The 13,365-nt window shown below is 33.1% G+C and carries 11 protein-coding genes; all 11 read right to left on the bottom strand.

Translation table 11 applies throughout. The features are described 5' to 3' along the window. Nucleotides 1-48: 48 nt before the first annotated feature. The 11 genes from ACWJJ7_RS16830 to ACWJJ7_RS16780 all read right to left on the bottom strand — a co-directional run bounded on the left by ACWJJ7_RS16830 (nucleotide 49) and on the right by ACWJJ7_RS16780 (nucleotide 13,179). Nucleotides 49-1,578: an alanine/glycine:cation symporter family protein gene (locus ACWJJ7_RS16830; RefSeq protein WP_462963101.1), complete on the bottom strand. Its 1,530-nt coding sequence runs from the start codon at nucleotides 1,576-1,578 to the stop codon at nucleotides 49-51. Nucleotides 1,579-1,708: 130 nt separating this feature from the next. Next, the gene (locus ACWJJ7_RS16825; protein WP_462963100.1) at nucleotides 1,709-3,130 is read right to left on the bottom strand and encodes an amino acid permease; all 1,422 of its coding nucleotides are present in this window, start codon (nucleotides 3,128-3,130) and stop codon (nucleotides 1,709-1,711) included. Nucleotides 3,131-3,156: 26 nt separating this feature from the next. Further along, nucleotides 3,157-4,203: a 2,4-diaminopentanoate dehydrogenase gene (ord, locus tag ACWJJ7_RS16820; protein WP_462963099.1), complete on the bottom strand. Its 1,047-nt coding sequence runs from the start codon at nucleotides 4,201-4,203 to the stop codon at nucleotides 3,157-3,159. 58 nt (nucleotides 4,204-4,261) lie between these two features. Beyond that, nucleotides 4,262-5,332, bottom strand: coding sequence for an ornithine racemase Orr (gene orr, locus ACWJJ7_RS16815; RefSeq protein WP_462963098.1), 1,071 nt, complete (start codon nucleotides 5,330-5,332; stop codon nucleotides 4,262-4,264). Nucleotides 5,333-5,356: 24 nt separating this feature from the next. Continuing rightward, nucleotides 5,357-6,733, bottom strand: a complete 1,377-nt coding sequence (locus ACWJJ7_RS16810) for a GlmL-related ornithine degradation protein (RefSeq protein WP_462963097.1) — start codon at nucleotides 6,731-6,733, stop codon at nucleotides 5,357-5,359. Nucleotides 6,734-6,748: 15 nt separating this feature from the next. Continuing rightward, nucleotides 6,749-8,959 (bottom strand): D-ornithine 4,5-aminomutase subunit OraE, encoded by a 2,211-nt coding sequence (gene oraE, locus ACWJJ7_RS16805; protein ID WP_462963096.1) that lies wholly within the window; start codon nucleotides 8,957-8,959, stop codon nucleotides 6,749-6,751. Further along, entirely contained in the window at nucleotides 8,959-9,324 is a 366-nt protein-coding gene (locus ACWJJ7_RS16800) for an ornithine aminomutase subunit alpha (protein WP_462963095.1), read from the bottom strand. The genes oraE and ACWJJ7_RS16800 overlap by 1 nt, the downstream gene beginning before the upstream one ends. A gap of 46 nt (nucleotides 9,325-9,370) precedes the next feature. Continuing rightward, the gene (ortB, locus tag ACWJJ7_RS16795) at nucleotides 9,371-10,783 is read right to left on the bottom strand and encodes a 2-amino-4-oxopentanoate thiolase subunit OrtB (RefSeq protein WP_462963094.1); all 1,413 of its coding nucleotides are present in this window, start codon (nucleotides 10,781-10,783) and stop codon (nucleotides 9,371-9,373) included. Nucleotides 10,784-10,811: 28 nt separating this feature from the next. Beyond that, nucleotides 10,812-11,102, bottom strand: coding sequence for a 2-amino-4-oxopentanoate thiolase subunit OrtA (gene ortA / locus ACWJJ7_RS16790; protein WP_462963093.1), 291 nt, complete (start codon nucleotides 11,100-11,102; stop codon nucleotides 10,812-10,814). A 261-nt stretch (nucleotides 11,103-11,363) separates the two neighbouring features. Then, complete coding sequence (locus tag ACWJJ7_RS16785) at nucleotides 11,364-12,758, bottom strand: sigma-54 interaction domain-containing protein (protein ID WP_462963092.1); 1,395 nt, start codon at nucleotides 12,756-12,758, stop codon at nucleotides 11,364-11,366. A gap of 244 nt (nucleotides 12,759-13,002) precedes the next feature. Beyond that, nucleotides 13,003-13,179 (bottom strand): hypothetical protein, encoded by a 177-nt coding sequence (locus ACWJJ7_RS16780; RefSeq protein WP_462963091.1) that lies wholly within the window; start codon nucleotides 13,177-13,179, stop codon nucleotides 13,003-13,005. Nucleotides 13,180-13,365 lie beyond the last annotated feature (186 nt).

The raw sequence follows: 13,365 nt of genomic DNA, 5'->3' as shown, positions 1-13,365 counted from the left end.
TACTTGTTTTTGCGCCTAAAAATATTTGTTATTTATTTTAGGGGTGCCTTATTTCCAAAAATCAGTATCAACACCAATAGATTTTGACTTAAACTTAGCCCCATCGGTTTCTTTGTAATTTTTCAATATTTTTAATGCATAGTTAGAACCAATTAATATAATTGGAACATTTACATAAACTAAAACAATATTTACAAAGTCACCTATATACCATAAATTTGTAAGTTCTAAACCCGCAAGAACTGTTAGTGCTCCAAATGGAACAAAGAATAATGAACCAAGCAACCGTATTCCCATGATAAATTTCTTATTTCTGGATATTAAATTTGCAGAAACTTCTGCAAACAATATTAGACCGAGCAATGTTGTAAATGCAAACATTCCATAGCATAGAGAAACAATAATTGTAACTGTTCCATCTAAGGCAGTACCAGGAACTAAGTATCGAACTGAAGATAGGTAAACTGTAAGTTTAGATGCTTCTATACTCTCCCATGCAACTCCTGCAGTACCTGTCCAAACATGAGCCATGACAACAAGAAACCCAGTCATACTACATATTACCATTGTGTCAAGAAAAACTCCTAGACATTGTACAAACCCTTGTTCTGCAGGATGATTATTCTCCGCTGTAGCTGCTGCCATTGTAATTGTTCCTTGTCCGGCTTCATTGGACATTAATCCACGCTTAATTCCTTGAGCTAAAGCCACACCAAATGCTCCACCAAATAACGCATTAGGCTTAAACGCTCCACCAATCACTGCTTTAAAGAAATATGGAACTTTATCTAAATTAACTAATATTATTAAAAGAACTACAACTGTGTAAATAACTGCCATAATAGGAACCATTATATCTGTAACTGCAGTAACTCTTTTTATTCCACCAATTACAGTTAAAAGAACAGTAATTATTAAGACTATTGCTATGCCATAATAAACTGTAGATTGACGTCCAAAGGTTTTACCAGTTATAGTATCAGCTATTGACCCAAAGCTTGTAAATAAATGAAAAGCTTGTGACGGGATAACAAACAGTGCATATATTATGAAAAGCGAAGACAGTACAACACCTACCCACCGTTTATCGCCCAAAATCTTTTGCCCATAAAAGGGAAGTCCTCCTACGTACTCCTTTCCATTTTTCTCCTTAAAGAGCTGTGCAAGTACAGATTCTACAAAAGCCGTGGACATTCCAAAGAAAGCTGAAACCCACATCCAAAATAGTGCTCCTGGTCCACCAACAGATATTGCTCCTGTAACCCCCATAATATTACCTGGACCTACACGCATTGCAGAACTTAGTAAAAATGATGCTAATGAACTAACTCCAGTATCTGTTTCCTTCTTTTTAGCAAGAATCTTAATTCCTTTTTTAAATGCCATAACTTGAATAAATCCAGTTTTAAATGTAAGATAAATTCCTGTTCCTAAAAGTAAAATAACCGCAAAGGCAAAATTACCTAAAACCGGGATGTTTTGATACCACTTAAAATTAGTTGGAAATTCCCATAGAAAATCTGCAATCGGAACTATAAAGTTAAAAAAATTATTTACTGCTTGAAATAATACACTCATTTTTCAACCCCCATAATATAACAAAAATTATCTTTATTCTTTTATGATTTTTCTCACTTATATCTATACATACTTAAGTTTCACAATTTAAAAATAAAAGGCACATCCCGTAGGACTGCCTTTTATTTCGTTAAACAGAAATTTTACCCATAGCTGCTGCTATTATCATAACAATCGCCACTATAACCATAGCAATCATGGCCAACTTTTCTTTCTGAGTAATAGCTTCTTTTTTTTCTTTTTTTGCTTTCAAATAAAAACCTAACCCTATTGCATAAATTACAACTGCTAAACCTAAATATCCAATTCCTACTGCATATATAACATAAATTGAATATATACCTGCAATTACTGCTATAATTTTTTCCTTAAGATGTCCACTTTCTTTGTTATATACCTTAAATGCATACATAGAAGATAATAAGTATGGTATTAATATATTAGTTGTACACATATGTGTCACAACAAAATAAGCTTTTTGCAAACCTGGTGAAAGCATAGCTAGCAAACCTATTTGTGTTGCTACCATTCCAAATAAAAGAGCATTTATAGGTACATTTTTGTCATTGTTCTTTTTAAACCATTTAGGCATTAACCCATCCTGTGATGCTGGAACATATAAAATTTCTGTGGTTATCAAAAGCCAGCAAAGTAAAGCACCCATAACAGAAATTAAAATTCCCACTTTAACTATAATAGCCCCCGCACTTCCCAATGCAGTCTGTGCTAAAACAGCTGCTAATGGAGTTTGTGCTGCAACTAAAGCCTTAGCTGGTAAAATACCCATTGACAATATAGATATTGATACATAAAGTATCGCTGTTATAACAAGTGAAATTATTGTTGCTTTTCCAACCACTATTTGAGATTCTGCTCTTTGAGACAAAACAACTAAGCCTTCAACACCTACGAAGCACCATAAAATTGTTCCCATTGCACCACTTATCTGTTTTCCTATACTAACAGTGTCTCCACTGACTGCTAAAACTGTCTTCCAATTTTCAACATTAAATGTACCTAGTTTAAAAGCTGAAAGGCCAAATACAATTACTAGAATTAGTGGTATAACTTTTCCAATTGTAACTACTAAATTGAGTATACCAGCTTGTCTAATTCCTCTTTTTATTATAAAATAGTATGACCACAAGACAATAGATGCAAGTACAAATGCTAAAACAGGAGGCATTGTGTATCCTTCTCCAATTAAGCTATTTATAGTCTTGAAAATTAAAACAATAAATGCAACATTTCCAAGGAAAGAACTTGTAAAGTAACCCCAAGCTGAATTAAAGCCTATAAAATCACCATATCCGTCTTTGGCATAGGAATAAATGCCGCCCTGTAATTCAGGTTTTTTATTTGAAAGTAAGTAAAATACTAATCCTAGCATTACTACCCCAAAAACTCCAATCCCCCATGAAATTAGGACTACCATTGGATTTGTTGTTGTTATCAAATCTGTAGGACTATTAAAAATACCTGATGCAATCATAGTACCTATACCTAAGGCAACGAGTAACCCTAGTCCTAATTTTTTATTATCTTCTTTCAATATAAAAAACCTCCTCTAATGTTTTCTTACTTTACTAATTCGCGAACGTCGGAAAGTATAGCTCTTGGCACCGGTAAATCTAGCATTGTTTTGAGTCCTGGTTCTGCATTCATTACAAGTGGAATCATATTAACACATATAGCTATTGTAGCAATTCCTCCTGGTATTTCTGGTTTTATTTGAAGGTTCAAGTTTGGAACTCCGTTAATTGTAATATAATCTCCAGTATCAACATTTTCAAGTTCTGGTCTTATCTGTTGGGGATGTTCCATTGTAGCAAATACTTTATCCCCTAAATTTGCATATCCTAATTGGCTACATCCAGCAACCTCTCCAGCATTTACTGAGATAATATCTGTTTTACGTGGCACAGTTGTAACAATTGGTGCTTTTTCTTGTCTAATATTATTGAACTTAATATTAAATGCTTCTTCAAACATACCAAATGATTGTAAAAATCCCACGTGTCCATCTACTGTATTGTCTTTAACACCCTGTATAAATACTTCTGGTTTTAAGCCAATACCTTGCTCAACCATAACTGCCCTGCCAAAGCAAGCTAAGTCATTAACTCTAGTAGCCTTTATGCTATCAACTGTATCAGAAACTCCCGTAAGCATTATTGCAACTAAATCCATTATAAATCCAGGATTTACTCCAGTTCCTAATATTGAAATCTTATTTTCTTTAGCAATTCTATCCATCTCATCTGATAATTCTGGGTCTAACGCTCTTGGGTAGGACATTTCCTCAGCTGTTGTTACAATATCCATGCCAGCAACTGCTGCCATTTTTATTAATGGAAATACAACTTTTGTAAAGGAAGCTGTAGCCATAAGGCAAACCTCTGCAAAATCCTTCTTTATAACATCTTCAGGTTTTTTTGTAATGATGCAAGAGTTATCTTCATTTGCTTCAACGCCTAACACTTCATAAAGTTTTTTGCCTACTTTACTCGGATCCATATCAATGGCACCTACGATAGTGAATCCTTTTTTGCTTAATACCATCCTAGCAATACCGCTTCCCATTGAACCTAATCCCCAAACTACAACTTTTATTTTATTTCTCATAATATTTTCCCCCTCATAATTTTATATTTTAATCTATACTTTTTAAACTTCATGTTAGTTAATTATTGTAATACTTCTCAACATATGGAGAAGTCATTGCTGCAAGCAAACATCCATAATCTATTTTAAAATCTACTATATCACCAACTTTTAGTTCTTTTTTACTATCAGATACATCTAAAATTAGATGGTCACTACTTGCACCAAAAATGCTTATATCTGTGTCCAAAGGAATTACCCCTTCAACTCTTATATCTTGTCTTCCAATTGCTATAATAGCTCTTTTTCTTATTCCTTTATCTTCAAAATGAGGCTTATTACCAAAAGCATCCATTCCTATAGTACCTGTTGGTACTGTTGGTTTACTCTTTATTTCAACTACCTCACCACTGAGTATAAAAGCATCTTCATAGCAATTAGGTACTGGAAGTCCAAAAGAAGTTTCTCTACCAAGAACTATTGATTCTCCAATTCTAAGCTGATTTATTTCTTCTGGCATAGTATCATTAATAACCATATATAAACTACTAGAATTTCCTCCTGAAATTATAGGTAAACTTAAACTAAAGGTTTTTTCTATATCTAATTTTAACTTTATAAGCTTACCTAAGTTTTCTGTGTCAGGAATTACCCCACCATAACAAGTAACATTGGTTCCAAATCCAATTAGATTAATATTATCTAATTTTACTATTTTACTCACAATGGAAGCTACGTCGTCAATCAATACTCCTTCTCTTAAATCCCCTAAATCTACCATTAGCATAATGTTGTGCATTTTATTTAAATCTTTTGCAGCTGCTCCTAGCTTCCTAATTGTGTCGATTTCTGAATTTAAGCTGCAATCACAATACTTCACAACTTCGTAGACTTCGCTTATCATTGGAATTCTAAGCATCATCTTTTTACAATTTAGATCTTTAAGTTTTTTTAAATTTAAGATTCTAGAATCCGCGACCTCCGTCACTCCAGCTCGTAGTATAGCTTCTACAATGGGCTTTTGTGCACAAAACACTTTAGTTACCGAGGCAACATCTATATGCTTTTTATTACACATTGCTAGAACTGTTTTTACATTGTGTGTTACTTTTTTCAAGTTAACTTCCACACAAGGATATTTTTTTTCCATATAGATAATCCCCTTTTTCTAAACTTAATTGCTGTCGTTAATTTCCATATCCTTTATTATCCCTAAACTTTGAATTAATAACGCTTTAGCCACTTCTTTATTTTCTCTACTTAAAACCCCTGCGCAAGCCATAATATAGTTTTTGTCTATTAGCACTTTAGCACCTTTTTTAGGTAGCATTGTAACTTCGTCTTTTAAGTATCTTATTTCTAGTAGCAAGGCCTCTCCACTCGGAAGCCTTGTAAGTGCTCCTCCAGTACCTATTATATATTTAACCTCAGATAAATCCTTACCATAAGCCACAAAACCACTTTCACCATCATATTTTCTTTTTATAAATCCTACATGCCTATCTATTGCAACAGATATAGCTTTCTTCGTTAGCAGGCTGCTTGCATTTATATCATCCATATCTTCCGGTATAGGTTTTATGTGCAACTTTATATATTCCTTAGTATATTCACCTAAATCCCTAACGTCAAGTAAATCTATTACATTCTTGCTGTTAATAAAAACTCCAAGGTCTCCTTCTACAGTTCTTTTAGCCTTTGGTTCAGGATTTATTAGCATATCTAAAACTATACTACTTCCTTCTGTAACAGAGTGTACATCTGTGGTAGCCCCTCCTACATCAAAAACGACTAAGTCCCCTATCATCTCATATAAAAGTTTTGAACTTTCCATAACTGCTCCTGGAGTTGGCATTATGCTTCCATTTACCATTTCTTTTATTTTATTCATTCCAGGTGCTTTTACAATATTCTTCTCAAAGGCCTCTTGTATTACTTTTCTTGCGGGTTCCACATTTAGCTCATCTATACTTGGGTAAACATTATCAATTAAATAAAGTTCTTGACCTTCAAATATCTCTTTTATTTCTTCTCTATTTTCGATATTTCCACAGTATACAATGGGTTTGTTATATTTTTCTTGGCTTATAAGTTCTGCATTATAAAGAGCTGTTTCTCTTTCCCCATAGTCCGTGCCTCCAGCAATCATTATCATATTGGGGTTTATATCATGAATTTTCTTTAGATCACTTTTTCGCATCTTCCCAGCAGTAACCATTTTTATTATACCACCAGCACCAAGAGCTGCTTCTCTAGCAGCCTTAACAGTCATCTGCTGCATAAGTCCGTGAACAGTTATTCTAAGTCCCCCTGCAGCACTAGACGTCGCTAGCATTTTTTCCCATGTGATTGGTTCTCCAATTTGATTTTCAATATCTTTAACTGCATTTTTTAATCCTATAGTTACATCACCATCTATTACTGTGGTACAGCTATTTCCTTGAAAAGGCATATCTACAATAACCTGTCCCTTATCATCATAGTATACATTAAAAGCTGTAACCAGAGAAGTGGTGCTACCTATTTCAGCAACAAGATAATCTACCTTCACAAGTGATCCTCCCTTTTATTCTACTTCTTCTTCATTATCAGGCAAACCCATTAATCTTTTAATTATGAAGGATGCGACAGCTGTACCATTTGATCCACGTCCAAACCCAACATCCATACCGTTTGCTTTAGCTATTTCATCAGTTACTTGTGTACCACCGGAAACAAGTATAATCTTATCTCTTACTCCTTTTTCTATGCAAAGATCACTAAGTTTTTTCATGTTCTTTGTATGAACATCGTTATGGCTAATTATTGTACTACACAATATAGCTTGAGCTTTTGACTCTATAGCTGCATCTACTAGTTTTTCTATTGGGCATGAAGTTCCAAGGAAAATTGCTTCTATACCGAACCTTTCAACTCCGCCATGTTTAATATCAATAACTTCGCGAACTCCAACAGAGTGTTCATCTTCACCTACTGTGGCTGCAACAACCTTAAGTGGATGTTCTTTCACATAATCTTTCATTTGTTGATCTGTTAGTGATTTTCTTCTCTTTGGAAGAACTAACTCATCACGTTTTACAGGTGTGAAATCACATACGCCTTTAATTTCCACAAGAGTTCCCTCAGCTTTTTGTAACACTTGTTTATGAATAATTTCTACATTTTTTAAATTCATTCGCGTGCCCATTTCAAGTGCTGCCGCTTCACTAATTTGTTCATTTTCCGGGATACATAAAGTGATTTTTACATACCCATCTTTAGCCCATTGGACTTCTGGAATTACAGTACCATCTTCTTTAACTTTTTCCATTCTCTTAAATACATTATCATTATCATCTAGTTCATCAATATATTGAATTTTGGAATGGTTACATAATGTACATTCATCTATTGCATCGCAAGGTTTTTTATATTCTTTTGGAACATTATTGTATCCAAAATGACCACAAACTGGTGCAAAATAATCTGATTCTCTTTTTACAATTGTTCCGACAACGTCTCCGCCCACAATCTTTCTTGCAATACCATCATTATTTCTTTCTGGATATTGACCAGAATCAATAAAGAATCCTGAATCAACAGCTTTAAAGTACCCACCAACTTCAAGTATTTCCTCAAAGAATAAAACAGCTCTTTCTTGAATTTCTCTTGACTTTTCTGGTAAATATCCTGTTTTCTTAAGCTCTATCATGTCCATTAATCCATCCATACCTATAAATGCCTGTTTAGCTGTGTTTATAGCATGAATATTATTATAATGCCAAGGTACATTACGTCCTTCATCTGGAGTTATTGTACTTTGAATGTCTGCTGATGTTAGTTCTGATATTAAAAGATTCAAAGTATGTCCAACTGTAGCTTCTCTTTCACAAGACTCTATATATTTAGTATTCATTTGAGCTCTCATTTTGTATCTTTTGAAAAACTCACGAAGTGCTACTGCATAAGGCAGATCATATCTCATACAAGGCGCTGGTGCAGATGTTGGTGGTACAGTTGACAAAGAAATATTCTCTGGTTTCATTCCAACAAGTTCTGAAAAACAAGAATTTATAGCATGTTGTACCATAAGTTCTGGCATTACCTTATATCCCTTCATAGCTGTTGCATTGGCATTATGTGCACCATCTATTTGAAGCATTCCTGCATGAGCCATTATACCCTTTGCAACTGCGGCATCAACGAAAGATCTAACCATATTAATATTTCTATAAAGTACATTGTATTGTGGATCTTGATGAGCTCCATTAACACCTTCTTCTGCGAACATAACTGCTACATCAGGACCAGCGACGCCCGATACATAGGAATGGAAATTAATTTTTCTTCCTACTTCTTCTTCTATTAAATCTATAGCTTTTCTTGTTGCTCTAATTTCTTTTCTAGTTATTGGTACCCCTCCAAAACCTTCTGGGCTTCCTTCTAATAATCCATCAAAGTGACTTTGTCCCATTGTCCTTATAACCATTAAATGATCCGCACCATGCCATGCTGCCATTCTCATTCTTCTTATATCATCTTCAAATCTTCCTGAAGCAATTTCTGTCGTAATAACTGCTCTTGGTTGTGGATCTATATTTTCAAAGCTTCTTGCTGCTGGAAGAGCTTGACTCTTCTTTAACGGTGCTGATATTTCATGATATGTGAATTCTCCAACCTTTCCAGTTTCATTTTCTTCTCTCCAGTGCCAGCCTCTCCATTTGGGTTCATACTTATCTAAGTCTTTTAATATTTCTTCTACATTAAGCTTTTCATTTTCTTGTAATTTTTCTTGCATTAATTTTCACTTCCCTTCATCTTTTCAGATACAATATCCCAGCCTACTCCCTTAGAAAGCTCCACACCTGCTTTAAGATAGTCTATGTTTTTAAGCTTTGCATAAGTTAAAATTACATTTCCTATACCTTTCCCAAGCAAATTCCATTTTGTTCCATAAGAAATTATAGGTTGAGCTTGTAAGCTAGAAAAGCCCATTCTAAGTACTACAGAACGTTCAATAGCTGGTGATGTATGCGTATACGCTAAATCCACCATTGGTTTTACAACTTGATTAGTAAGGCTCCAAAATTTTTCATATAACTGATCATTTGTCATACCTTTTAAATGTTCTCTTCTTTTTTCAAAATCATCTTCTCTTTTCATAAATTAAACTCCCCCTAACTTATTTCAATATTATATTTTTGCAAGATTATGTTATTTCTACATTATGCTGTTTTAATATTTCTACTATTTCTTCTTTAGACATTTTTGTTTCTAAAGATAAAAACTCAATATCAACCTGCTGCACTTTATTCTCAATCAATTTCTTAAGAACATTCTTCATGTAGGAATTTTTTAACCCCTCCATGTCTACATCTGTGACTGTTACTATGGATGGATGAGACGGGATTACTATGTTTTTACCTGGCACTTGCTCACTAGGATCACCCACATAAACTTTAATCCCATTTTCTTTAGCAAAATTAAGCTGAGGCAATAAATGTTTTCCAGCTCCCGTATATTCAGTCTCTTGGACAACGATTATGGCATCATCATCGTATTCCTGAGCAATTGCAAAAGCTGCTACTAGGGATACATTTCCTGCTGGACCTCTTTCTAATCCTTCAAGCTGAGCTAATATTTCGGTCATCCAAAATACTTCACCTTGAGTAGTTGTTACATATCTATCTAAATACCTTAATGGTCTTGCCGCGCTCCTAGGTACATCTGATCTATCTGGATAAGTCATAAATGGAATTCCAAATCCTGTATGGCCTGTAGTAAACGATTTCTTGTTAAAGTCTATATCAGATGCCATATGCAATCCAGAAAGGTCAACCGATGCCCCTATTATCTTTGTTTCCACTGCACCTGCCCTAATAAGTCCTCTTGCAGTACCAGTAACATTTCCACCACCTGCATGAGTTATAATGACTGCATCAGGATCTTTTCCTAATTTTTCTCTACACTGCTCAGCTATTTCATATCCTAAAGTTTCAATTCCTGCTACACCGTACGATGAATATAATGAAGCATTGTAATAACCTGTATCTTCAAGTATCTTTAGATAAGTATAAAATAATTCAGGACCTACTGAAAGCCTAACAACCTCTGATCCAAAACCCTCACACTTTCTTCCCTTTTCTAATATTTCTGGTTGCCCTACTTTTCTTGAATCATAACATTCATTTGCTATTATACATTTAAGACCTCTAATATTTGCTTGAGATGCAACTGCTGCTCCATAATTACCTGAAGTAGCTGCTCCTACGCCTTTGTACCCTCTCTTCATTGCATCAAATACAGATACACATGCTCTTCTATCTTTAAAACTTCCAGATGGGTTGCAGCTTTCATCCTTTACAAATATTCTAGCTGCACGTCCAGTCTTAGAAACCTTTCTTGCTAATTCTGTTATATTTCTTAATTCAAGAAGTGGAGTATTTCCTACCCCTGCATCATTTTGGATCTCTTTAACTTCTGCAAATGAGTATTCAACATCTCTCATCAAAGCTTCATAATCAAATGAAAGTTTGCCAGTTTCGTATTTACTATAATCTATTCCTATAGATTTAAGAATTATTTCATTCTTTCGTGCCATAAGCTCATCATATTTATTCATACTTTATAACCTCCTCTTAAATTATCACCTACTGTGCTATTATTTCTCTAGCTTGTTTTCCTATATTACTTATTTCTTCGACATACTTACCATAGGTATGATAATATCCTGGCTCTATTTCAACAACTTTTCCTTTAGCAATTCTACCTACATTAGTTTCAACTTGCACTTCATTTCCTAATTCACAATCACTAAGGCACTTCCCTCTTATCCAACATTTAAGAGGAGTTTTCTTTGTCTCATCTGGTATATTTAAAGCTCTATCTTTTGGTATTAAAACGATTTCTTCTACTTCAACCCAGATGCCTTTTTTTATCATAATTTATACCTCCCAAATTTAAAATTTATTAAAGTACTTTATTGATATACTCACTTTAATATACAGCAATTACCATGCCAAGTAAAAAACACATGCGTTTAAGCCATCACTCAAATACATGTGTTTTAAATTCGCAAAATATTCTGCATATTTTTTTTATAATTCAGAATTAAAACTACTAATTTTAAGTAACCTCAGTGTTTCTTGTGACTAGCTATATGTGCAAATTATTTTGCATTAATAGCAAATAATTTTGCTGTTTTAATATTTTTCCGTTATTTTATGTATCTTTATTTTATATTGAAGATTTTGTCTTGAAATACTAAGTTCTCTAGCAGTTTTACTAACATTACAATTATTTTTTTTTAACATTTTTTTTATTAAGTTTTTTTCAATATTACTCATATAACTTTCTAAATCAAAGCTTCCATCTGTATTTGACGTAATGTCCTGAATATTTTCACAATTTTCATATGTTATTATAGAATCAAAATAGTTCTCTGTTAAAATCGAATTATTGTCCGCCATATTCATTGCAGCCTCAATAACATTTGTTAATTCACGAATGTTTCCCGGCCAATTATATTCTTGAAGTTTTCTCATCATATCTTCATCGATACCTCTTATATTCTTACATAGAATTTTATTATATTTTTCGATTAGATTGTCTACAAATATAGTAATATCCTCTTTTCTTTCTCTTAGTGGAGGTATATTTATTCTCATTACACCTACCCTATAATAAAAATCTTTCCTCAATTTACCACTCTCAATAAGTTTCTCTGGTTCCTCATTTAACGTAGCTATTATTCTCACGTCAATATATATACTTTTAGTACTTCCCACAGGCCTTATATAACCATCTTGAAGTACTCTTAAAAGTTTAGATTGAAGATACGGTTCTAAAGAATTAACTTCATCTAATAAAAGGGTTCCATGATTTGCCTCTTCAAATAATCCCTTTTTACTCTCTGCCCCTGTAAACCCTCCCTTTTCTGTACCAAAAAGCATTCCCTCTAGTAATAGAGCAGGAATAGCTGCACAATTTATAGGTATAAAAGGCTTATCTTTTCTCAACCCATCATAATGAATACTTTGAGAAAAAACTTCTTTTCCTGATCCAGTCTCTGCATATAATAATACAGATGAACTTGACATGCTAGCTTTTTTAGCTTTTTCTATAACACTTTTCATAGCAGGATTATCACCATATATATCACTAAAAGTAAAATGTCTATCAACTTTTTTATTTAAATTTTGCAATTTACAAACGTTTTCAGTTAGTTCTTTTAGCTGAGTCATGTCTTTAGCTATTTCAATCACTGCTACAACTTTATTCTTTAATGTTACTGGCACAGTAGTATTTACAGTAGTGACTTTTTTCTTATATCCATTACCATAATGTTGTATTAAATCCACAATTTTTTTACCCGTCTTTAATACACTCATAAGTGTAGACTCATCGTCTTTTACATCCTCTAGATACTCATTAACCTTTTTCCCTATTACTTCTTTACTATCTACACCTTCTACTTTTTCCATGGCACTATTATAATATATAGTTTTGCCCTCACAATCTATTACTTGAATTCCTTCCTCCAAATTTTCTAATAGACATTCTAATACCTTGTCTGCGTTTAGAAATTTACTATCCATACTTTATCTTTAGCGAGAGCTTATATAAAATGTACACAAACCCACTAAATACTCACTTCCTTTCTATATCTGATGTATAGCATGTTAATAGTAGACAATTAAAGTTCATCTACTTTCTAATTTAAAAAAAGATTACACTCATGGATAAATCAAGTATTAAATATTACAATTTTTTTATTGTTGCCATATTTTTTTACATTAAATCTATTTATTATTATTTTCATTATACTACAAAAACCTTACTTTATAATTTAATTTTTAAATATACTCCCACTACCTCTTTACCAAATTTATGTTCAATGTTATTTTCATTTTTATTAGTTTGTGGTATATTATTCACATGAGTAAATCCACTTAATCGTTCAATTTCAATGCTATTAGGATTATAAAATCTTTCATCGTAGCAATGTTTATTTAACATATACCATAAATAAAATTTAAATTAAGGTAGGACTTGGTGGAGTTTATATAGGTGGAATCAGAAACAATCCATTAGAAATATGTAAAATTTTAAGCATACCAAATTGTTGCAGGATAAATGTCTGCAATATTAGCTCCCTAATATTGCAGATTATTTTAAGTATAAATAAATATCCCATACATTTTA

The organism is Clostridium sp. CM042, assembly GCF_055080995.1.
This window is presented reverse-complemented; position numbering and strand designations above follow the sequence as displayed.